Genomic DNA, 20,702 nt, shown 5'->3' on the forward strand with positions numbered 1-20,702 from the left:
GCACCATTCCCGGTGCTCAGCGGCCCAGGCCGGCGTCGCGGGCGCGCACGATCGCCTGCGCCCGGTCGGTGACCTGCAGCTTGCTCAGCACGTTCGACACGTTGTTGCGCACCGTCTTGGGGGAGAGGTAGAGCGCGGCCGCGATCTGCGCGTTGGACCGCCCGGCGGCGACCAGGTCGAGCACCTCCCGCTCGCGGGCGGTCAGCTGGGGGAACGCCGATCCGGGGCCGGCCGGCCCGGCGGCGAAGAAGTCGGTGATCCGCCGGGCCAGCGCCGCCCCGAACACGGCGCCGCCGGAGGCCACCGTGGTCACCGCCCGCACGACCTCCTCCTGGTCGGCGCCCTTGAGCAGGTAACCGCGGGCCCCGGCGCGGACGGCGGCGAACACGGTGCCGTCGTCCTCGCTCATGGTCAGCACGACGACGCCGACCGACGGCGACTCGGTGGTGATCCGGCGGGTGGCCTCGATGCCGTCCAGCCGCGGCATCTGCACGTCCATGACCACGACGTCGGGCTGCTCCTCGCGGGCCAGCGCGACCGCGTCGATGCCGTCGGCGGCGGTGCCCACGACGAGCAGTCCCGGCACCGAGCCCAGCAGCATCGCCAGGCCGTCGCGGTACACCGGGTGGTCGTCGACCACCACCACCCGCAGGGGCTCCTCGGACGAGGTCATCACCGGGTCCTCTCCACGGGCAGGATCGCCCGCACCACCGTGCCGCCCTCGTCGGGGCACTCCACCGTGCACCGGCCGCCCAGTTCCGCGGCCCGCTCCCGCAGCGATACCAGGCCGACGCCCGCGGGTGCCGCAGGATCGATCCCGGCCCCGTCGTCGGCGACCCGGAGGACCAGCGCCCCGTCGTCGTCACGGTGCAGCGAGACGGTGGCGGAACCGGCCCGGGAGTGCTTCGCCACGTTGGCCAGCGCCTCGGAGGCGATCCGGTAGGCGGCGACCTCCACGGCGGCCGGCAGCTCGTCGGCACCGGGACCGGCGGTGACCGAGACGGCGACCCGTGGCGCGAGGAGCCGATCCGCCTGCTGCCGTACGGCACCGGCCAGGCCGAGGTCGTCCAGCGCCGGCGGCCGCAGGTCGTGCACCAGCCGGCGGACGTCGGCCAGGGCGCCGGCGACGTCGTCCCTGACCGCGCGCAGCAGCCGGTCGCCGTCCTCCGCGCGCCCCGCGGAGGTCAGGTTGCGGGCGGTGTCGATGCGGAGGACCACGGCGCCGAGGCTGGGGCCCAGCCCGTCGTGCAGATCCCGGCGCAGCCGGCGCCGTTCCTCCTCGCGGGCGGCCACCAGCTCTTCCCGGCTCCGCTGCAGCTGGGCGGCGAGCGAGCTGGCCCGGGCGGCGGCCGCAGCCTGGCGCACGACGTCGGCCAGCAGCCCCTCGTCGCGGGTGACCAGGTGCGCCCGGACGCCGTCCCTGGGCAGGAGGAGCCGGCCGACCTCCTCGCCGCGGTAGGCGATCGGGAGGGACTGGACCGCCGCCGGGCGCCGGCCGTGCTCGGCCACCAGCCGCTCGCCCCCGGCGTGCTCGACCTCGACGCCGACGTAGGGCGACCGGAACGCCTCCGCGACCGCCGCCGCGATCGCCACGAGCTGCGCCTCGACGCCGTCGGACCGCTCCAGCCGGGCCGCGAGCTGGGAGACCACCCGGTAGGGATCGTCCCGCTCCCCGAGGACCCAACGCCGGACGAGGCGCCACAACGGGGCCCGGAGGGGCACGTAGACGGCGGCGACGAGCAGCAGCGTCAGCAGCGTGGCATCGCGCTCGCCGAACCGGTCGCCGAGCAGCGCGCCGGCTCCGGCCAGCACGGCCAGGTCGAGGAGGACCACGCCGATCCCGAGCACGCCGTAGACGACGGTGCCGCCGAGCAGCCGGTCGATGTCGACCGCCCGCGGGCGCAGGATGCCGAGGGTGACCGCCGTCCCGGTCAGCGCGACGGCGACGGAGAGCGCCGCGGTGCTCGTCCCGCCGGGCAGGAGCAGCGTGGACAGCATCACGAGCACGTCGACGACGGCCGCCCAGAGCAGCCACCGCATCCGGCGGCGCTGCTCGCCGTGGGCCCTCCGGTACCGCGCGACGACCGCGGCGGCCGGCACGGCGACGCCCAGCAGCGCGAGCGGGAAGGCGATCCGGAGCAGCGGTTGCGCGACGTCCGGCGGGATCGGCAGGGTCGTGAGGTCCAGGTCGAGCCCGGCGTAGACGTCGGGCGTGCCGGTGCCCTCCCGGGAGTAGGCCACCTCGGAGGGGACGACGAGCAGCAGCGCCGGCAGCAGCGCGCTGGACACGAGGCTCGCCACGGCCAGGCGGCGCAGCCGGCCGGTGGGCAGCCGGCCGTCGGGGTAGAGCAGCAGGAGCAGCGGCAGGCCCAGCAGCAGGAAGGCGCCGAGCCGCTCCACGGTCCACGAGGCGAGGCTGGCACCGGGGAGGGGAGGGTCGCTGCGCAGCGCGTAGGTGAGCCACGACTCGGCCAGACCGTCCGTGGCCCAGAGCACCGCCGTCCCGGTGACCACCCACGAGAGCGCGTTGCGCGGGACCCGGGTGAGCAGCAGCCACGCGGGGCCGGCGAGGGCGAGCCCCGGCAGCGCGACGACCCAGCCGAGCTCGGCGCCGGGGCGGGCGGCCCGCGCGACCTCCGGGGTGACCGCGTCGAGGACTGCTGCCGCGGCCGTCGAGCCGAACACCACCGCGACGACGAGCCAGGCGGCGACCCGCGGGCGGCGGCGCGCTGGGGAGGGGGCGACGTCGCCCGCCGGGGTCCCCGCGTCGGTGGACTCGGCCACCGGGATCCTCGCCTGCACGCGCAGATACTGGCCGTCCGGTGTCCCGGACGTCACGAGGCCGGTGTCCCGTATTTCTCGGGACACGCTCCGGGACCGAATCGGGGGCGCGCGGCCCTGGGTGCCCGGGACGCCGCCCCGAGACGGTTCTCCCAGGCGGTGCACAGGGCACCGCACGAGACCACGGGAGACGAGATGTCCCTCAGCACCACCCCCGCCCCGGCCCGCACGGACCTCGACGCGCCCGCCGGCGGCGTCCCCGGCGCCTCCGCGAGCCTGGTCCGACGCGCCGGGATCGCCCTCTCCGCCGGCGCCGGGAGCTGGGCGGTCGCCTGCGCGTTCCTGGGTACGACGCCACCCGCCGGCACCTGGCAGGCCACCGTCGTCAACCTGGCCGCGGTCGCCTTCCAGATCGGCCTGGTGCTCCTCGTGACCGTGCAGATGCGGACCGGTGCGATCGGCACCGGCCGCCTGGCCCGGCGGATCCTGCACGTCGAGCACGGCCTGCTCGCGGTAGCGATCGTGTCCTCGCTCATGTGGGCGCTGACGCCCGGGCTGTACGACACCGGGTTCTTCTTCGCGATCGACCTCTTCTGGCCGCTGTCCATGCTGGGCATGGCCGCGCTCGGGGTCCGCATCGCGATCGCCGGCCGCTGGACGGGCGTCGCCCGCTTCTGGCCGATGGTCGCCGAGAGCTGGGCGCCGGTCACCGTCCCGACCGCCTTCCTGCTGCCGGCGATCACCCAGTACGTGGGTGCCGCGCACCTGCTGATCGGGTACGTCGCCCTGGGCGTCATCCTCGCCACCCGGCCACACCTCACCGGCGCCCGCGCCTGAACCGCCGACGGCGCCCCGCCCCTCCGGGGAGGCGGGGCGCCGTCGCGTCCGGGGCCGGGAGAGACTGGGGGAGTGACTTCCGCGCCCCCACCGCCCGACGGCGCCCTGCCCGACGTCTGGTTCACCCGTGACCTGCCCGTGCTCCGGGCGATCGCCCGGCTGGTCGACGAGCCCAAGCACGGCGGCGCGCCGTACCTGCTCGGCTCCGTCGTGCCGGGGAGCGGGCTGCCCAAGGCGGAGGTCATCGCCGCGGCGAAGGCGCTGGCGTCCGCGGGGTACATCGAGCCGCTGACCAACCACGCCGGCGACATCGTGCGCATCACGGCGATCTCGGCGGAGGCCCGGCGGCTGGCCGGGCTCTGGCCGACCCCCCAGGGGGAGTGGGAACGGCTGCTCGAGCAGCTCGCTACCCGGGCGGAGAACGCCCCGACCGAGCTGGAGCGGCAGCGCTGGCGGGCCTTCGCCGACGCGGCGGCCGCGGTCGGCGAGCACGACGGGGCCCTGCTCATGTCCGCGCTCATCGGTGGGTACGTGCCGCGGGCCCGCTGACCGGCGGCCCGGCCCACGAACGACAGCGCCCCCCGCCCGGAGAACCGGGCGGGGGGCGCTGTGCTGATCAGACGATCAGAGCGGGGTGACGTTCGCAGCCTGCGGGCCCTTCTGGCCCTGCTCGATGTCGAACGCGATCCGCTGGCCTTCATCGAGCGAGCGGTACCCGCTGGACTGGATGGCCGAGTAGTGGACGAAGACGTCCGGTCCGCCGCCGTCCGGGGTGGCGAAGCCGAACCCCTTCTCCGCGTTGAACCACTTGACAGTTCCTTCGGGCATTGCTCGCTCCTAGCTGAGGTGGTACATCGGGGTCCTGCCATAGCGCGGGGCCTTCCCGACGTCCTCACCCTAGCCGTCGATCGGGGGATGAGGACACCGGTGCCGCAGAACTGTGACCTGGGACTCTTCTCCGGGCCGGTCGTGAGGGCACCCGGGCCTCAGAGCAGGTGGCCGGGCTCCTCCGGGAACGCGGGGGCCACCCGGCGTCCGCGGCGGCTCCACGCCGGCCCGTAGGCGCCCACCGAGTACGGGCTGCGCGCGGAGGTGGCGGCCGGCAGGGCGAGGGGCTCGGCGCGCCACGAGCGGACGCCGAGCGGCCGGTCGACGAGGAACGCCGGAGGCGCCGGGGGGTGCAGCCGCGCGGCCACCACCGGGGCCCAGCGGCGCAGCCCCAGCTGCCCGGCCAGCAGCACGGCGAGGACGATCGAGACGGTGAGGAACGCGTCGGTGACCGCGGTCGCCACGTCGAGGGCGGTGATCCGGGCCCAGCCGACGCTCTCCAGCTGGTGACCGACGATCTCCACGACGACGTACAGCACGCCGTACGCCAGCAACCAGATCCTCACCCGTGCTCCTCCGCCATGGTCGACACCTGCATCGACCACCGCTACCCCCGGCTGGAGCGCCCGGAGCCGCCCGGGGGCCGGCGCTCACCCGTTGGGGGGACGGGCGCCGCCCCCGCGGCGGAGCAGGCCGGCGACGTGGTCGCGCAGCGCGGCGACCGGGCGGTCTTGCGGCTTTCCTGCGGTTCTCTCGGCGCCGCCGTGCGGCTGCTCCCCGACGGTGGGACCTGCCGGACGGATCCGGCGCACCACCGATCCAGGAGAACCGCCATGCACCCGCTCGTCGCCTCGCCCGTGTCCTCCCGCGTCGCCGCCCCGAGCGGCGCCGTCTTCCTCCGCGACGTCGAGGACCTGCACGACGCCGACCTGGACCTGGTCCTCGCCGACCGGCTGGCCGAGTCCGCCGACGCGCTGCGCGCCGCGGTGACCGCCGCCCAGCTGGCGCAGGAGATCTCCCAGCGGGGCCCGCTGCCGGTGCACGCCCTGGGCCCGGCCGCGCACCGGCTGGCCGGCTGACCGGGCGGGCGCACGCTCACCGGCTCCGGTCAGCCGACCGGGGCAGGACGGGGCGTGGCCGCCAGGACGACGTGGCGGGCCCCGCCGCCCGGACGGGCGCACCGCCCGCCATCGGCGGGCGGTGCGCAGTGGTCAGGAACGGTCGATCCGCGGCGGCTGGTAGGCCCGCGGCAGCCGGAACCCGCGCTCCGCGAGGATCTCGCGCAGCAGGTCGGGCCGGTCGGTGATCAGCCCGTCCACCCCGATGCCGATGAGGTGTTCCATGGTGGGGCGGTCGTTGACCGTCCACGGGACGACGTCCATGCCGGCGGCGTGCGCGGCGTCGACGAGCTCCGGCGTGGTGAACGGCACGTACCCCGCGTCGGCGACCGAGCCGCCCTGCGGCGTGCCGTGCACGGGGGAGACCGCGTCGGCACCGAAGGAGGCGGCCGCGGCGACGTAGGCCTCCTGCAGGGAACGGCCTTCGGTCATGAAGTCGTCGATGTCGATGCCGCCGAGCCACGGGGAGGCGCCCGGCTGGCCGGCCTGCAGGAACTGCTGACCGTTGGTGAGCGCGACCACCGGCAGCTTCGGCGCGACCTCCCGCATCCGCATCAACGCGCCCCAGTCGAAGGACTGGATGGTCACGTGGCGGGCGACCTTCGCCCGCATCACGAGGTCGGCGACCACCTGGACGAACTGCTCGCGGGGCGCCGTCTCGTGCGGTGCTCCCGCCTCCACCTTCGTCTCGATGTTGAACGTCACCTGCCGGGCCTTGTAGGCCCGGACGAGGTCGAACACCTCGGACAGCAGGGGCATCGGCTCGCCCGGCGCCAGCTCCTGCTCCGGATGGGCGGGGTGGCGCTGCGACCCGCAGTCCAGCGTGCGCACCTGCGCCAGGGTCAGCGTGTGGACGTAGTCGCCGACGTAGGGGAACTCGGGGTCGCCCGGGGTGGCCGGCCCGGTGTCCTGGCACTTGGTGGCGGAGATCTGCCGGTCGTGGGTGACGACGGCCTGCTGGTCCTCGGTGATCTGGACGTCGAGCTCGAGCGTGCTGACCCCCAGTTCGAGGGCGTTGGCGAAGGCCGGGAGGGTGTTCTCCACGGTGAGCGCGAGGCCACCGCGGTGCGCCTGCAGGTCGAAGTCGCGCGGGGACTGGGCGGCGGCCGGGGCGGCGGTCGCCACGAGGGCCAGGAGGGCGGGGACGGCGGTCAGGGCCAGGAGGGGTCGTCGCGGGGACGACGGGAGGAGTGACATGGGGTGAGTCGACCGCACCACCGTGACCTCCTCGTGACCTCCAGGGGGCGACTCGCCGTGCACCGGCCCACCAGCAGGAGCGGGGCGCGGAGGCGCGCCGCGACGGCGGGCGGCCGAGGCCGCACGGACGCGTTCCCGGGAGGCGGCCGCGCTCGCGGCCGCCTCCCGGGAGCCGGTCAGGCCGGGGTCAGGTCTGTCTGGTGCAGGACGTTCCCGGCGACGTCGCGCAGCTGCACCGTCATCGTGCCGCTGCCCCCGTCGACGCGCACGTGGCCGACGAACTGCAGGCCGTCGCTGGGCGGCTGGTTCGGGCGGTCGGCGGCCCGGTTGAAGACGACCTGCGGGCCGAAGGTGGCGTCGAGCTCGTTCGGGCCGAAGGTGCCGGCGTGCAGCGGGCCGGACACGAACTCCCAGAACGGGTCGAAGTCGGTGAACGTCGCCCGTGCCGGGTCGTAGTGGTGCGCCGCGGTGTAGTGGACGTCGGCGGTGAACCAGACGACGTTGCGGACCCCGTGCCGCTTGAGGTCGGACAGCAGGCGGGCGATCTCCAGCTCCCGGCCCGCGGGCAGACCGGGGTCGCGGTTGGCGATGCCCTCGTGGTTCACCGGACCGTCCGGCACGACCAGCCCGATCGGCATGTCGGAGGCGATCACCTTCCACAGGGCCCGGGAGTTGCGGAGCTGCCGGGCGAGCTGGCCCAGCTGGCTGGTGCCGAAGATCCGGGCCTCGGGGCCACCCTGCGCCAGGTTGGGCGAGTTGGGGCCGCGGTAGGTGCGCAGGTCCAGGGTGAACACGTCCACCAGCGGGCCGTACGGCAGCACCCGGTCGATCCGCTTGCCCCCGATGGGCATGTACTCGAGGAACGCCCGCCGGCCGCGGGCGGCCAGCGTGTCGACGTCCTTGACCGTGTACCGCTCGTCGGTGAGCACCTCGCCCGGGTACCAGTTGTTGGTCACCTCGTGGTCGTCCCACTGGACCAGTTGCGGGACCTCCGCCGCGAAGCGCCGCACGTTGTCGTCGAGCAGGTTGTACCGGTACTGGCCGCGGTACTCGTCCAGCGTCTCGGCGACCTTGCTCTTCTCCGGGGTGACCACGTTGCGCCAGACCGTGCCGTCGGGCAGGACGACGCGCTCCTCCAGCGGTCCGTCGGCGTACACGCTGTCGCCGGAGTGGATGAAGAAGTCCGGGGAGAGCCGGCGAACCGCCTCGAACCCGGTCATGCCGCCGGTGTCGGGGTTGATGCCCCACCCCTGGCCGGCGACGTCCCCGGACCAGGCAAAGCTCACGTCCCGGCGGTCGCCCGGGGCGGTGCGGAGCCGACCGGTCAGCGGCTCGCTGGTCTGCCCCGCGTCGTGCTCGGCGAAGCTGACCCGGTAGAACAGCTCGGTCCCGGCCGGCAGGCCGGAGAGGAGCACCTTGCCCGTGTGGTCGGTGTGCGGCCCGACGTCGACCGACCACCGGCCACGGGGCGTGCGGAAGTCCTCGGTCGCCGCCACCTCGACCACCATGCGCGCGGGGCGGTCGGTCTTGGACCAGACGACCGCCGAGCGCGCGGTGACGTCCCCGCTCTGCACGCCCCAGCGCACCTCCGGCCGCGACCGGGCCAGGCCCGGCGCGGCGAAGGCCCGGGGGGCGGGGCCCAGCACGGTGCCCGCCCCGATGCCGGCCCCGACCACGGCGGCGGCCTGCAGCAGGCGCCTCCGGGTCAGCGCGGCCTCGGCCGACGAGCCGTCCAGGGAACTCGATGATCCGGTCACGTGTGCCTCCTCGACGTGGGGTGTCCGGCGGACAGCGTCGTGTCCGGGGAGGACGCCGGGAGGACGGCATGGCGACCCGCGGAGGAGCATCCGGTGAACGCAGTGACCGCCGGCTCCGGGGAGGCGCTCGGGGATCAGTCCCCGGTGGGGGCGGTGCGGCGGGCGCGGCTGGGCTGCACCCTCATGGGCTCGCCCGGCATCTTCGGGTAGTCCGGTGGATAGGGCAGGTCGCCGAGGCCGTCGTCGGCGGCCTGGCGCTCGGCCAGCTCCAGCAGCGGTTCGATGCCGAAGGCGTGCTCGGCCAGCCCGGCGTGCTTGTCACCCACGGCCGCGAAGCGGGCCGGCATGCTCAGCACGTCGAAGTCGGTGGGGTGCACGTCGGGCAGCTCGTCCCAGTCGACCGGCGCGGAGACGGGGGCGTGCGGCCGGGGCCGGATCGAGTAGGCCGACGCGATCGTGCGGTCCCGGGCCATCTGGTTGTAGTCGATGAAGATCTTCTCGCCGCGCTCCTCCTTCCACCAGGACATCGTCACGCGGTCGGGGAGACGGCGTTCCAGCTCGCGGCCGAAGGCGATCACCGCCCGGCGGACGTCGGTGAAGGTCCAGCGCGGCTGGATGGGCACGTAGACGTGCACCCCGCGGCCGCCCGAGGTCTTCGGCCACCCCTCCATGCCGAACTCGTGCAGCAGCTCCCGCACGTGCGGCGCCACCCACACCGCGTCGGAGAAGTCGGTGCCCGGCTGGGGGTCGAGGTCGATGCGGATCTGGTTCGGCGACTCGACGTCGGTCTTGTCCACCGGCCAGGGGTGGAACGTGAGCGTGCCGAGGTTCGCGCACCACGCGACGACGGCGACCGAGTCCGGGGCGATCTCGTCCGCGGTGCGCCCGCTGGGGAAGGTGATGTGCGCGGTCGGCACCCAGTCCGGGGCGTTCTTGGGCACCCGCTTCTGGTAGAACGCGTCGCCGTGGGTGTCCGCCCGCGTGGCCATCTTCGCGTCGGGGGAGTAGCCGCCGGGCCAGCGCTCCAGCGTCGTCGGCCGGTCCTTCAGCGCGAAGAGGATCCCCTCGCCCACGGCGAGGAAGTACTGCACGACGTCGATCTTGCGGATCCCGCGATCGGGGAAGTAGGGCTTCTCCGGGTTGGACACCCGCACCTCGTGCCCGTCGACGTCGAGGACGACGGCGTCCTTGCTCGTGGCCATGCAGCTGCTCCGCTCGCTCCGGGGCCGACGAGTGTCACGCCGGACAGGTCAGCCCGTCCATGGGGGGCGCCAGGTCGATGAGGTAGGCGTTGATCGCCCCGGTGACGCAGTCGGTCTTGGGGTAGGCGGTGTGGCCCTGCCCCTCCCAGGTCAGCAGCACGCCGTTGTCGAGGTCCTCGGCGAGGTCGACGGCGCCGGCCAGCGGGGTCACCGGGTCACCGGCGTTCCCCGCGACGACGATCGGGTTGCTGCCCTCGGCGTCGCGCTCCGGAACCGGGGTGCGGTCGGCCTCCCACACCGAGCAGGTGAACAGCCCGGCGGCGGAACCGGCGCCGAAGAGCGGGTACCGCTCGCCCCACTCGGCGGCGAGCTGGCGGACCCGGCTCTCCTCCACCGTCTCCTCGGTGTCGGCGCAGTTGATGGCCACGTTGGCGTCGAGGAGGTTGGAGTACGACCCGTCCTCCAGCCGCCCGCTGTAGTCGTCGGCCAGCGAGAAGAGCGCCCGGGCGTCGCCGTCGCGGGCGGCGGCGAGGCCCTGCGCCAGCTGCGGCCACGACGCGGTGTCGTAGAGCGCCGCCTGCACCGCGGTGAGGACGACGCCGGGCGTGGCCTGGCGGGTCTCGCCCTCCTCGCTGCTCGGGATCGGCGCGGCCTGTGCCTGTGCGAGCAGGTCCTCGAGGAAGCGCCGGGGGTCGTCGCCCAGCGGGCAGCCGGCGATCAGGCCCCGGCAGTTCTCGGCGAAGGCGTCGAAGCCGGCCTCGAACCCGGCGGCGCTGGCCTCCGCCTCGGCGATGGCGTCGTCGTCGGGGTCGACCGCGGCGTCGAGGACCATGGCGCGCACCCGGTCGGGGTAGAGCTCGGCGTAGGTGGAGCCCAGCGTGGTGCCGTAGGAGTAGCCGAGGTAGTTGAGCTGCTCCTCGCCCAGGGCCTCGCGCAGCCGCTCCATGTCATGCGCGGTGTCCACGGTGTTAAACGTGCCGAGCGCCTCGCCGTACTCCTCGGCGCAGCCCTCGGCGATCTCGCGGGAGAGTGCGAAGACGCTGTCGAGCTGCTCGTCGGTGGTGGGGCGGGGCTCCGCGGCGATCGCGCGGTCCTTGAGCTCCTTCGGGATGCACTCGACGGGTGTGGACAGACCCACGCCGCGCGGGTCGAAGCCGACGACGTCGAAGCGGCGCAGCACGTCCTCGGGGAGGGTGAGCGCCAGCCCGATGGCGGCGTCCGCGCCGGAGCCGCCCGGTCCACCGGGGTTGACCATGAGGGAGCCGATGCGGTCGGTCTGCCCGGCCAGCACGGCGCGCACCAGGAAGAGCGGCAGCGTGGCGCCCCCGGGCTCGTCGTAGCTGATCGGCACGTCGGTGCGGCCGCACTCGAAGGCGATGTCGCGCTCGCTGCCGGGCTGGCCCTCGATCAGCGGCTCGATCTGCGCGTCGCAGTCGGTCCACTCGATCGGCGCCGCCTCGGGCTCGGCCGGTGCTGTGGTGGTCGCCGCCGGTTCCTCGGCGCTCTCCCCGAACGACGTGCAGCCGCTCAGCGCGAGGGGCAAGGCCAGCAGCAGGCCGGACGCGGCGGCCGGGAGGCCTCGGTGCAGACGCATGATCACGAGCATAGGGACCTTTCTGCCCCCCACCGCTCGCACGCTCGCGGCGGGCCCCAGCAGAAAGGCCGCCGCGGAGCACCGTCTCAGCCCTCCAGGACCTCGCCCAGGTCGTAGCGGACCGGCACCTCGAGCTGGTCGTACGTGCAGCTGCGGGGGTCGCGGTCGGGGCGCCAGCGGAGGAACTGACCGGTGTGACGGAGTCGACGGCCCTCGAGCTGGTCGTACTTGATCTCCACGACCAGCTCCGGCCGCAGCGGGACCCACGAGAGGTCCTTCTTCGCGTTCCACCGGCTCACCGCTCCGGGCATCCGCTGCTCGCCGTCGGCCTGCACCTGGGCGTTCGCCCAGTCCTGCCAGGGGTGGCCGTCGAGCGCCTCGGCGCGGTAGGGCGCGAGCTCCTCGACCAGCTCGGCCCGGCGCTTCATCGGGAAGGACGCCGCGACGCCGATGTGCTGCAGCTCGCCGCCGTCGTAGAGCCCGAGCAGCAGCGAGCCGACGATCGGCCCGCTCTTGTGCCAGCGGAAACCCGCGACGACGCAGTCCGCCGTCCGCACGTGCTTCACCTTGGTCATCAGCCGCTGGTCGGGGCCGTAGGGCAGGGCGGCCGACTTGGCGACGACGCCGTCCAGGCCGGCGCCCTCGAAGGTCTCGAACCAGCGCTCGGCGGTCGCGGGGTCGCGGGTGACGCCGGTCAGGTACACGGGCGCCCGGGCGCCGGCCAGCGCGGTCTCCAGCCGGGCCCGCCGGTCGGCGAACGGCGTCTCGAGCAGCGACTCGTCGCCCACGGCCAGCAGGTCGAACGCCACGAACGACGCCGGCGTCTGCTCGGCGAGCAGGGTGACGCGGGACTCGGCGGGGTGGATGCGCTGCAGCAGCGCCTCGAAGTGCAGCCGGTCGCCCCGCGGCACGATGATCTCGCCGTCGACGACGCAGCGCTCCGGCAGGTTGGCCTTGACCGCCGCCACGACGTCGGGGAAGTAGCGGGTGAGCGGGCGCTCGTTGCGGCTGCCCAGCTCCACCTCGTCGCCGTCGCGGAACACGATGCAGCGGAAGCCGTCCCACTTGGGCTCGTAGAACCAGTCGTCGCCGGTCGGCACCTTCGTCGCGGCCTTGGCCAGCATCGGCTTCACCGGCGGCTGCACGGGCAGATCCATGCCGGTCAGTCAAGCAGCACCACCGCACCGGCGGCGGCCGCGTCGCGGCGGTGGCCACGGCTAGCGCCAGGCGAAGACCGGCTGCTCGTAGTGGACGACCCGCTGCACCTCGCCGCGGCAGGCGATCCGGCAGAACTGGTGGACCACCGCCGCCGTGGGCGCGTGCACGTGGCCGCCCAGCAGCGGCAGCCGGATCACCGGCGCCTCGGACTCGGGGATGGTCTCGACGACCGGGTCGACGTCGAGGTCGGCCAGCGGCACCTCGTGGACGGCGGCCACCTCGCGTTCGGACCCGGTGAGGCGGTCGACCGGACCGGCCCAGCAGGCCACCGGCGTCATCACGTAGCCCGAGCGCGTCACGTAGTCGTCGAGCAGCCCGAGGACGGCCGAGGGCCCCAGGTCGAGCCCGACCTCCTCGCGCAGCTCGCGGAGGGCGCCCTCGACGGGGCCCTCACCGGCGTCGAGCCGCCCGCCGGGCAGCGCCCACTGACCCGCGTGCGCCCGCAGCCCCGCGGCGCGGCGGGTGATCACCAGGCAGGGAGCGCCGTCGCGGACGGTCACGCACACGGCGACGGCCCCCTGCTTCAGCTCGGGCCGCTCCGCGGCCACCCGCGGGAAGCCGGCGAGACGCCCGGCCATGCCGTCCCGGTCCAGCGGTTCCACGGGCTCTCCTCGTACCGGCTCGCGGGCCTCGTCCGTCGCCCCACCCTCGCACGCCACCTGCTGCGGTGCCGTCCACGGGAGCAGGATGGGGCCATGGCGACGATCCACCGGACGACGATGGTGCCGACCAAGCTCGAGCTGATCGGCGGGTGGCTGCCCCGCCAGCCCTGGTACCGCCCGCCGGGCGCGCCGCCGGCGCTGCGGCGCGCCGGGGGGTTCCGGCTGGACGACCCCGCGGGCGAGGTCGGGCTCGAGTTCATCGTGGTCGCCGACGGCCCCCCAGGGCGGGAGACGACCTACTTCGTGCCGCTGAGCTACCGCGGCGCACCCCTCGCCGGGGCGGAGGAGGGGCTGCTCGGCACGTCCGAGCACGGCGTCCTCGGCACGCGCTGGATCTACGACGCCGCGCACGACCCGGTCGCCGTCGCCCAGGTGCGGGCATTCGTCGCGGGGGCGGCCGAGGCGCAGCACCAGGACGACAGCGACACACCCGATCCCTCGGTGGCGCGCCGCTGGACCGGTGCCGGCGCGCCGGAGGCCACCGGCTCGGTCGAGTTCGTCCGGGTGCTGCAGCCCGGCGACGGCGCACCGGGGGAGGGCGCGGGCTCGATCGAGGCCGAGTGGACCGCGGCGGACGGCACCGTCGTGCGCGGGACCGTCGCCGTCGTCCGGGCGTGACCCCGGGCCGACGGTTCCTCCCTACGCGAGCGACGCGCCGTCCACGCCGTACCGGGTGAAGAGCATCCCGTCCTCCTCGAGCACCTGGCGCAGCGTCAACCGCACCGGTGCCGGCAGGGCTGCGTCGAGCAGCCGGGCCTCGCCGCCGACCAGCGCCGGTGACACCGACAGGTCCAGCTCGTCGACGACCCCGGCCGCCAGCGCGGTGCGCAGCAGCTGCGGGCCGCCCTCGCAGGTCACCTGCTCCAGCCCGCGCCCGGCGAGCGCCTCCAGGGCGGCGGGCAGGTCCACGTCGTCGTCGCCGCACACCAGCACGTCGACACCGGCATCGGCCAGCGCCGAGCGGCGGCCGGGGTCGGCCGCCGCGCAGGTGACCAGGACGGTCGGGCGGACGGCGTCGGCCACCAGCCTGCTCGCGGGGTCCAGCGACGCCCGCCGGGACACCACGGCGACCGGCATCGCGGGCGTGCGGCCGAGGGACTCCCGCAGCCGGCCGACCGGCGAGTCGGGCAGCACCGGCCGGTAGCCCTCGGTCGCCGCCGTGCCGTGCCCGACGAGGACGACGTCGGCGAGCGCGCGCAGCACGCGGAACACCCGGCGGTCGCCGGGCGATCCCAGGCCGGCGCTCACCCCGTCGACGGTGACGGCGCCGTCGAGCGAGGCGATGAAGTCCATGCGCAGCCACCGCCCGGGCGGGCAGCGGTAGGCCTCGACGAGGCCGGCGTCGTCGAGCTCGGCCGGCTCGGGGAACAGCCGGCGCACGTCAGCGGGTGCCGAGCACGGCCGCGCTCTCCGGCGGGAGCGTCACCGTGCGTCCGTCGAGGTCCGGCAGCTCACCGGTCGCGAAGAGCACGTCACCGGCCGGCACGTCGAGGTCGATCTCCCGCGGCTGGTCCGCCAGGTTCGCCACCACCCGCAGGGAGCCCCGGTGCACGACCAGCCAGCGGTCGGCGTCGTCCCAGTTGACCTGCACGGCGGAGAGGTCGGCGTCCACCAGGTCCGGGTGCGCCCGGCGCAGGGCGAGCAGCGAGCGGTGCACGGCCAGCAGCCGGTCGTGGGGCTCCGCGCCCAGCTCCGACCAGTCCAGCTTCGACCGGGTGAAGGTCTCGGGGTCCTGCGGGTCGGGCACCTCGTCGGCGTCCCAGCCGTGCTCGGCGAACTCGCCCTTGCGCCCCTCCGCCGTCGCCCGGCCGATCTCGGGGTCGGTGTGGCTGGTGAAGAACTGCCACGGCGTGGCGGCGCCCCACTCCTCGCCCATGAACAGCATGGGGGTGAACGGGCTGGTCAGCACGAGCGTCGCACCGACGGCCAGCAGCCCGGGGGAGAGGGAGGCCGAGATCCGGTCGCCCACGGCACGGTTGCCGATCTGGTCGTGGTCCTGCAGATAGGTGACGAACTTCCAGCCCGGCAGCCGTGCGGTGTCCACCGGCCGGCCGTGGTGCCGGCGCCGGAAGCTCGACCACGCGCCGTCGTGGAAGAAGGCGCCGGTGAGGGTCTTGGCCAGGCCGCCCAGCCCGGCCTGCGCGAAGTCCCGGTAGTAGCCCTGGTCCTCGCCGGTCAGCGTGGCGTGCAGCGCGTGGTGGAAGTCGTCGCTCCACTGGGCGTGGATGCCCGTGCCGCCCGCCACCCGCGGGGTCACCATCCGGGGGTCGTTGAGGTCGCTCTCCGCGATCAGGGTCAGCGGCCGCCCGACGGCCGCCGAGAGGCGGTCCACCTCCTGCGCCATCTCCTCCAGGAGATGGGTGGCCCGCTCGTCGACCAGGGCGTGGACGGCGTCCAGCCGCAACCCGTCGACGTGCATGTCGCGCAGCCACATCAGCGCGTTGTCGAGGATGTAGCGGCGCACCTCGTCGGAGTCCGGCCCCGAGAGGTTGACCGATTCCCCCCAGGTGTTCGCGCCGCCCTCGCTGAAGATCGGCATGAACAGCGGCAGGTAGTTCCCCGACGGGCCGAGGTGGTTGTAGACGACGTCCTGGATCACGCCCAGGCCGCGCTGGTGGCAGGCGTCGACGAAGCGCTGGTAGGCGGCGGGGCCGCCGTAGGTCTCCTGCACCGCGTACCAGAGCACGCCGTCGTAGCCCCAGTTGTGGGTGCCGTCGAAGGCGTTGACCGGCAGCAGCTCGACGAAGTCGATCCCGAGGTCGACCAGGTGGTCCAGCCGCGCGACCGCGGCGTCCAGCGTCCCCTCCGGGGTGAAGGTGCCCACGTGCAGCTCGTAGACGGAGCCGCCGGCGAGCTGGCGGCCGGTCCACGCACCGTCGCCCCAGCGGTGGGCGGACGGGTCGAACCGGCGGGACAGCCCGTGCACGCCCTCGGGCTGGCGACGGGACCGCGGGTCGGGGCGGGGCGTGCTGTCGTCGTCCGCGAGGAAGCCGTAGTCGGCCTCCGGCCCGGCCTCCACCTCGGCGCGCCACCAGCCGCCCTCGTCCCGGCGCATGTCGTGGACGGTGCCGTCGACCTGGACCCGCACGCGCTCGGGCAGCGGGGCCCAGACGGAGAACTCGACGGGTGCGGACATGCGGGGGCCTCCAGGGGGGCGGGCGGGACGGACCTGGCCGAGGGGTTCCAGGCGCGAGCTTCATGCCCGCACCGCCGCCGCCCAACCACGCGATCGGCCGCGACCGGCAGCTGCTCCCCGTGGCGCCCACGCCGAGGGCCGCACCGGGGCGCCCGCGGGAACCCGCGCCGCGTGGCGCGACCGGAACGGGCCGTGACCGGCCGGGCACGCGTTATCGTCCCGCACCACCGGTACCGGTGGGTACCCGTTCATCGGAGGTCGCCCGTGGGCACGGTCCGCACCCTGGTCTTCCCCGCCCTGCGGCTGCTGGTGTGGTCGGTCATCGCCGTGGCGCTCGTGGTGCTCGCCTTCCGGGGCGGCGGGACCGGCGGCGGCCCGGCCGGGTCGGGCGCGCCGACGCTCGACCTCACCGCCCCGGTGGTCCCGGTCGCCCGCGGCACGGTGGCCAACACGGTCACGGTGGCGGGCACCGTCGTCGCCGACGACCCGGTGCCGGTCCGTGCGACCGCCGCCGGCACGGTGCGGCGGGTCCTCGTCCCTCGGGGCGGGACGCTCGCGGCCGGGCAGGCGGTGCTGGAGATCCGGGTCGAGGAGGAGCAGGAGCCGGTCACCGGCACCGACGCCGAGGGCAATCCCACGGTCACCCCGCGGCCGCCGAAGGTCCGGACGGTCACCGTGCCCGCCCCCAGCGGCGGCACCGTGACGGCGATGGACGCGCTCGTCGACCAGGTGGTGTCGGTGGGCGACGAGCTCGGCGAGATCTCCCCGGGCACGCTGTCGGTCACGGCCTCGCTGACCCAGGCAGAGCAGTTCCGGCTGCTGGCGCCGCCCTCCACCGCGGAGGTGACGGTGCAGGGCGGCCCCGCGCCGTTCACCTGCACCGCGCTGGCGCTCGGTGCGGGAGCGCCGGCGGCGGCAGGGGACGACGCCGGCGGATTCCCCGTGCCTGCGCAGTCCGGCGGCACCACCGCCCGCTGCGCGGTGCCGCCGGAGGTGACCGTGTTCGCCGGCATGGCGGCGACGGTCGCGGTCGCCGCCGGCACCGCCGAGGGGGTCCTGGTCGTGCCGATCACCGCGGTGCAGGGCTCGGTGCAGCAGGGCAACGTCTGGGTCGTCGGCGCCGACGGCGCCCAGGAGCAGCGGTCGGTCGCCCTCGGGCTCAGCGACGGCGACCAGATCGAGGTCCGGGACGGCGTGGCGGAGGGCGAGCAGGTGCTGCAGTTCGTGCCGGTGCCCGACGACTCGGTGGACGACCCGATGATGGGCGGGCCGTACGGATGAGCCTGCTGTCCCTGCGCGGCGTCAGCCGGGAGGTCGGCCTCCCGGATGGCACCGTGCTGCCGATCCTCACCGGCGTCGACCTCGACGTGGCGCCCGGCGAGCACGTGTCGATCGTCGGCCGCTCGGGGTCGGGCAAGTCGACGCTGCTGAACATCCTCGGCCTGCTGGACGCCCCCACCGCCGGCAGCTACCTCCTCGACGGCGAGCCCACCGACCACCTCCGGGCCCGCCGCCGCTCGCGGCTGCGCGGCGAGGTCTTCGGCTTCGTCTTCCAGCAGTTCAACCTGCTCCCGAGACGGACCGCGGTGGAGAACGTGGCCGCCCCCCTGCTGTACGCCCGCGGCCGCGAGTTCCTGCGGCGCCGCCGCACCGCGGCCGAGATGCTCGACCGGGTCGGTCTGGGCGCCCGGGCCGACCAGGTCCCCGAACGGCTCTCCGGTGGGGAGCAGCAGCGGGTCGCGATCGCCCGGGCGCTGGTCCGCGCGCCGCGGGTCGTGCTGGCCGACGAGCCGACCGGCGCGCTCGACGTGGAGACCGGGGCACAGGTGATGGAGCTGCTCGCCCGGGCCACCGCGGAGAACGGTGCCGCGCTCGTCACCATCACGCACGACCTCTCGGTGGCCGCGCTGGCCGACCGGCGGTTCCGGCTCGACGGGGGCCGGCTCTCCCCGCTGGTCGAGGTCGGCGCCCTCGACGCCGCGACCGCCGACCGGGGCACCGCGTGACCGGCGTCCTCGGCGCGCTGTCGGAGGCCTGGGACGAGGTGCGGGTCCACAAGAGCCGCGTGGTCCTGTCCCTGGTCGGGGTGTTCCTGGCGGTCTTCGCGATGACCACGGTGACGGCGCTCGGGCTCATCGTGGCCCAGGTGCAGCAGGAGTCCGCCGAGCGCGGCTCGGGCCGGCCGGCGACGGTCGCCGTCAACGCCTACGACCCGGTGACCGGCATGCCGCCCGACCCGGCGGAGTGGGACGCCGCCGTGGCCGACCTGGTGGAGCGCTACGACATCGCGACGGCGGCCAGCATCTCCTACGGCGAGGGGCTCTACCGGCTGCCCGGGGGCACCCAGCGGGTGCAGACGATGCGGGTGTCGCCGTCCTTCGGCGGGCTGCACCGCAAGGAGCCGGTGCAGGGCCGGTGGTTCCGGGAGGGCGACCGCACGTCCCTGAGCCCGGCGCTCGTGGTCAACGAGGCGTTCCTCGAGGTCCTCGGCGTCCCCGACCTGTCGGCCCGGCCCACCGTGGTCCTGGGCGGGCCGGCCCCGGTGCGGGCGACCATCGTGGGCGTAGTCCGCGAAGGGTGGGGTACCGAGCCCATCGTCTACCGCGTCGACCGGTCCGGTGGGGCGTGGGACGACGCCGGCGCGGTCGATCCTGCCCAGGCGATGTACGGCGGGCCCAGCACGCTGGAGCTGTGGGTGCCGCCGGACCAGGCCGAGCAGGTGATGGAGACGGTGTCCCGCGATCTCGGTGCCGCGCTGGGCGGGGTGCAGGTGGACACCTTCCGGCAGGACGCCTCCGGGATGGAGGAGACCCTGGCCATGCTGCGGTTGGCCATCCGCGGGGCCGGCATCGTCGTGCTGGTGCTCGGTGGTCTCGGGGTGCTCAACATCGGGCTGGTCACCGTGCGGCAGCGGATCCGCGAGATCGGCGTCCGGCGCAGTTTCGGGGCGACGTCCGGCCGGATCTTCTCCGCGGTGATGCTGGAGAGCGTCTGCGCGACCGCGCTCGCCGGCGTCGCCGCGGTGGGTGCGTCGATCGTGCTGGTGCGCAACCTGCCGCTCGAGCAGTGGCTCAACGATGGCATCCCGCTCGCCGACGCCCCCGGTTTCCCGGTCGCCGCGGCGGTGGAGGGCCTGGTCGCCGCGACGGCGGTGGGCGCGCTTGCCGGCCTGCTGCCCGCGATCATCGCCGTCCGCGCCAAGGTGATCGATGCGATCCGCTTCTGAGCTGCCCGGAGCACCGGTCCCGCGGGTGGCGCCTCGCTCGACGGGGGGACGTCGGGCGGTGCTTTCCCCACTAGCCTCTCCGCCACGGTGGGATACCTGTGTCCACCACGGTCAGGAGAACGTCGGACGAACAGGTGCCCCGCGCGGAAGGAGCTCGTGATGCCCCGGAGCCAGCTCAACGCGGTTCTCCGCTCGCGCCTGCAGCCCGCGCACCGCCGGTTCGCCGGCTTCCTGCCGCCGGCCGCCCGGCGGCGGTACCTCTACCTGGCCGGGCAGCGGCGCCTCCCTCGGCTCCGCGACCCGCGGACGTTCACCGAGAAGGTCAGCTGGCGCATCCTCCGGGACCGCCGGCCCGAACTGGAGTGGACCTGCGACAAGCTGGCGATGAAGGAGCACGCGCGTTGTCTCCAGCAGGAGGCCGGCGTGCTGGTGCCCGAGACCCTGTGGTGGGGCGAGGACCTGGGCGAGGTGGTCGGTCGCGCGTTCGACCGCCCGTGGGTGCTCAAGCCGAACCACCGCAGCGGCCTGGTGCGCTTCGGGGCGGCCTCGGAGGTGATCGACGCGTCGACCGTGGCGGCGACGCGGGAGTGGCTGCGGGACGACCAGAGTGCGCTGCTGGGGGAGTGGGCCTACAGCAGGGCGCGCAAGCTGTTCGTGCTCGAGGAGCACATCGCCGGGGGAGCGCGCCTGGACGACTTCAAGTTCCTCGTCTTCGACGGCGAGGTCGCCGCGATCCAGGTGGACCGGGGCAGGTTCACGCGCGAGCAGACGCGCAGCTACTACACCCCCGAGTGGGAGCAGATCCCCGTCCAGCTCGTCGCCCCGTGCGGGCCGCCGATGGCGGCGCCGGAGAACCTGGCCGCCATGCTGCACGCCGCGCGGGTCCTCGGGCGGTCCTTCGACTTCATGCGGGTCGACCTCTACACCACGGGGAACGCGGTCTGGTTCGGCGAGTTCACGCCGTACCCGAGCGGGGGCACGATGCGGTACGAGCCCCGTTCGTTCGATGCCTGGCTCGGGGAGCACTGGTCCCTGCCGACGGCACCGCACCCGGTGCCGGAGCCAGGACCCCGGCGGCGTCGTGCGACCGCACCGCCCGAGGCCCGGATGGTGTCGTGACGTCGGCCGGTGGCGCGGGAGGATGCT

The 20,702-nt window shown here is 74.9% G+C and carries 20 protein-coding genes; 8 read left to right on the forward strand and 12 right to left on the reverse strand.

All coding sequences use genetic code 11. The annotated features are described in order from the left end of the window. Positions 1-16: 16 nt before the first annotated feature. The gene (locus tag ACI8AP_RS02720) at positions 17-673 is read right to left on the reverse strand and encodes a response regulator (RefSeq protein ID WP_456587786.1); all 657 of its coding nucleotides are present in this window, start codon (positions 671-673) and stop codon (positions 17-19) included. Beyond that, positions 673-2,802, reverse strand: a complete 2,130-nt coding sequence (locus ACI8AP_RS02725; protein WP_456587787.1) for a sensor histidine kinase — start codon at positions 2,800-2,802, stop codon at positions 673-675. The genes ACI8AP_RS02720 and ACI8AP_RS02725 overlap by 1 nt, the downstream gene beginning before the upstream one ends. A 174-nt stretch (positions 2,803-2,976) precedes the next feature. Here ACI8AP_RS02725 and ACI8AP_RS02730 point away from each other — a divergent pair, with 174 nt between their 5' ends. Together ACI8AP_RS02730 and ACI8AP_RS02735 are read left to right on the forward strand one after the other, a co-directional pair. Beyond that, positions 2,977-3,618 carry a hypothetical protein gene (locus ACI8AP_RS02730; RefSeq protein ID WP_456587788.1) on the forward strand — a complete coding sequence of 214 codons (642 nt, stop codon included), beginning with the start codon at positions 2,977-2,979 and terminating at the stop codon, positions 3,616-3,618. Positions 3,619-3,690: 72 nt separating this feature from the next. Then, positions 3,691-4,167 (forward strand): hypothetical protein, encoded by a 477-nt coding sequence (locus tag ACI8AP_RS02735; protein ID WP_456587789.1) that lies wholly within the window; start codon positions 3,691-3,693, stop codon positions 4,165-4,167. A 75-nt stretch (positions 4,168-4,242) separates the two neighbouring features. On the opposite strand, the gene ACI8AP_RS02740 is transcribed toward ACI8AP_RS02735, so the two are convergent. Then, on the reverse strand, positions 4,243-4,446 hold the full coding sequence (locus ACI8AP_RS02740; protein ID WP_014377016.1) for a cold-shock protein: 204 nt from the start codon (positions 4,444-4,446) through the stop codon (positions 4,243-4,245). 158 nt (positions 4,447-4,604) lie between these two features. Then, positions 4,605-5,012, reverse strand: coding sequence for a hypothetical protein (locus tag ACI8AP_RS02745; RefSeq protein ID WP_456587790.1), 408 nt, complete (start codon positions 5,010-5,012; stop codon positions 4,605-4,607). Positions 5,013-5,279: 267 nt separating this feature from the next. Between ACI8AP_RS02745 and ACI8AP_RS02750 the strand changes: the two genes are divergently transcribed. Then, entirely contained in the window at positions 5,280-5,525 is a 246-nt protein-coding gene (locus ACI8AP_RS02750; protein WP_456587791.1) for a hypothetical protein, read from the forward strand. A gap of 132 nt (positions 5,526-5,657) precedes the next feature. Here the strand turns inward: ACI8AP_RS02750 and ACI8AP_RS02755 are convergent, their stop codons facing one another. The 6 genes from ACI8AP_RS02755 to ACI8AP_RS02780 form a co-directional block, all read right to left on the reverse strand. Beyond that, positions 5,658-6,761, reverse strand: a complete 1,104-nt coding sequence (locus tag ACI8AP_RS02755; protein WP_456587792.1) for a glycerophosphodiester phosphodiesterase family protein — start codon at positions 6,759-6,761, stop codon at positions 5,658-5,660. A 176-nt stretch (positions 6,762-6,937) separates the two neighbouring features. Then, positions 6,938-8,518: an alkaline phosphatase D family protein gene (locus ACI8AP_RS02760; protein WP_456587793.1), complete on the reverse strand. Its 1,581-nt coding sequence runs from the start codon at positions 8,516-8,518 to the stop codon at positions 6,938-6,940. 134 nt (positions 8,519-8,652) lie between these two features. Beyond that, positions 8,653-9,720, reverse strand: coding sequence for a DNA polymerase domain-containing protein (locus tag ACI8AP_RS02765; RefSeq protein ID WP_456587794.1), 1,068 nt, complete (start codon positions 9,718-9,720; stop codon positions 8,653-8,655). A 34-nt stretch (positions 9,721-9,754) separates the two neighbouring features. Beyond that, positions 9,755-11,314, reverse strand: coding sequence for an alpha/beta hydrolase (locus ACI8AP_RS02770; protein ID WP_456587795.1), 1,560 nt, complete (start codon positions 11,312-11,314; stop codon positions 9,755-9,757). Between the two features lie 86 nt (positions 11,315-11,400). Continuing rightward, positions 11,401-12,471, reverse strand: a complete 1,071-nt coding sequence (locus ACI8AP_RS02775; RefSeq protein ID WP_456587796.1) for an ATP-dependent DNA ligase — start codon at positions 12,469-12,471, stop codon at positions 11,401-11,403. Between the two features lie 60 nt (positions 12,472-12,531). Continuing rightward, positions 12,532-13,134 carry an NUDIX hydrolase gene (locus ACI8AP_RS02780; RefSeq protein WP_456587797.1) on the reverse strand — a complete coding sequence of 201 codons (603 nt, stop codon included), beginning with the start codon at positions 13,132-13,134 and terminating at the stop codon, positions 12,532-12,534. 93 nt (positions 13,135-13,227) lie between these two features. Between ACI8AP_RS02780 and ACI8AP_RS02785 the strand changes: the two genes are divergently transcribed. Beyond that, a complete protein-coding gene (locus ACI8AP_RS02785; protein ID WP_456587798.1) occupies positions 13,228-13,812 on the forward strand; it encodes a maltokinase N-terminal cap-like domain-containing protein in 585 nt (194 codons plus the stop codon). Between the two features lie 21 nt (positions 13,813-13,833). On the opposite strand, the gene ACI8AP_RS02790 is transcribed toward ACI8AP_RS02785, so the two are convergent. Together ACI8AP_RS02790 and treZ are read right to left on the reverse strand one after the other, a co-directional pair. Further along, complete coding sequence (locus ACI8AP_RS02790; protein WP_456587799.1) at positions 13,834-14,574, reverse strand: dihydrofolate reductase family protein; 741 nt, start codon at positions 14,572-14,574, stop codon at positions 13,834-13,836. 1 nt (position 14,575) lies between these two features. Continuing rightward, complete coding sequence (gene treZ / locus ACI8AP_RS02795; protein WP_456587800.1) at positions 14,576-16,330, reverse strand: malto-oligosyltrehalose trehalohydrolase; 1,755 nt, start codon at positions 16,328-16,330, stop codon at positions 14,576-14,578. Between the two features lie 264 nt (positions 16,331-16,594). Here treZ and ACI8AP_RS02800 point away from each other — a divergent pair, with 264 nt between their 5' ends. The 4 genes from ACI8AP_RS02800 (at position 16,595) to ACI8AP_RS02815 (ending at position 20,675) form a co-directional block, all read left to right on the forward strand. Next, the gene (locus tag ACI8AP_RS02800) at positions 16,595-17,611 is read left to right on the forward strand and encodes an HlyD family efflux transporter periplasmic adaptor subunit (protein WP_456587801.1); all 1,017 of its coding nucleotides are present in this window, start codon (positions 16,595-16,597) and stop codon (positions 17,609-17,611) included. Continuing rightward, positions 17,608-18,336: an ABC transporter ATP-binding protein gene (locus ACI8AP_RS02805; protein WP_456587802.1), complete on the forward strand. Its 729-nt coding sequence runs from the start codon at positions 17,608-17,610 to the stop codon at positions 18,334-18,336. The genes ACI8AP_RS02800 and ACI8AP_RS02805 overlap by 4 nt, the downstream gene beginning before the upstream one ends. After that, the gene (locus tag ACI8AP_RS02810; protein WP_456587803.1) at positions 18,333-19,556 is read left to right on the forward strand and encodes an ABC transporter permease; all 1,224 of its coding nucleotides are present in this window, start codon (positions 18,333-18,335) and stop codon (positions 19,554-19,556) included. The genes ACI8AP_RS02805 and ACI8AP_RS02810 overlap by 4 nt, the downstream gene beginning before the upstream one ends. 159 nt (positions 19,557-19,715) lie before the next feature. After that, positions 19,716-20,675, forward strand: coding sequence for an ATP-grasp fold amidoligase family protein (locus tag ACI8AP_RS02815; RefSeq protein ID WP_456587804.1), 960 nt, complete (start codon positions 19,716-19,718; stop codon positions 20,673-20,675). Positions 20,676-20,702: the final 27 nt, after the last annotated feature.

Source organism: Blastococcus sp. SYSU DS1021, from assembly GCF_054050995.1.

Coding starts and splice junctions, on each gene's coding strand:
- ACI8AP_RS02815 (WP_456587804.1), top strand. CDS start 19,716: ATGCCCCGGAGCCAGCTCAACGCGGTTCTCCGCTCGCGCCTGCAGCCC.
- ACI8AP_RS02750 (WP_456587791.1), top strand. CDS start 5,280: ATGCACCCGCTCGTCGCCTCGCCCGTGTCCTCCCGCGTCGCCGCCCCG.
- treZ (WP_456587800.1), bottom strand. CDS start 16,330: ATGTCCGCACCCGTCGAGTTCTCCGTCTGGGCCCCGCTGCCCGAGCGC.
- ACI8AP_RS02755 (WP_456587792.1), bottom strand. CDS start 6,761: ATGTCACTCCTCCCGTCGTCCCCGCGACGACCCCTCCTGGCCCTGACC.
- ACI8AP_RS02805 (WP_456587802.1), top strand. CDS start 17,608: ATGAGCCTGCTGTCCCTGCGCGGCGTCAGCCGGGAGGTCGGCCTCCCG.
- ACI8AP_RS02770 (WP_456587795.1), bottom strand. CDS start 11,314: ATGCGTCTGCACCGAGGCCTCCCGGCCGCCGCGTCCGGCCTGCTGCTG.
- ACI8AP_RS02720 (WP_456587786.1), bottom strand. CDS start 673: ATGACCTCGTCCGAGGAGCCCCTGCGGGTGGTGGTGGTCGACGACCAC.
- ACI8AP_RS02775 (WP_456587796.1), bottom strand. CDS start 12,471: ATGGATCTGCCCGTGCAGCCGCCGGTGAAGCCGATGCTGGCCAAGGCC.
- ACI8AP_RS02765 (WP_456587794.1), bottom strand. CDS start 9,720: ATGGCCACGAGCAAGGACGCCGTCGTCCTCGACGTCGACGGGCACGAG.
- ACI8AP_RS02740 (WP_014377016.1), bottom strand. CDS start 4,446: ATGCCCGAAGGAACTGTCAAGTGGTTCAACGCGGAGAAGGGGTTCGGC.
- ACI8AP_RS02785 (WP_456587798.1), top strand. CDS start 13,228: ATGGCGACGATCCACCGGACGACGATGGTGCCGACCAAGCTCGAGCTG.
- ACI8AP_RS02730 (WP_456587788.1), top strand. CDS start 2,977: ATGTCCCTCAGCACCACCCCCGCCCCGGCCCGCACGGACCTCGACGCG.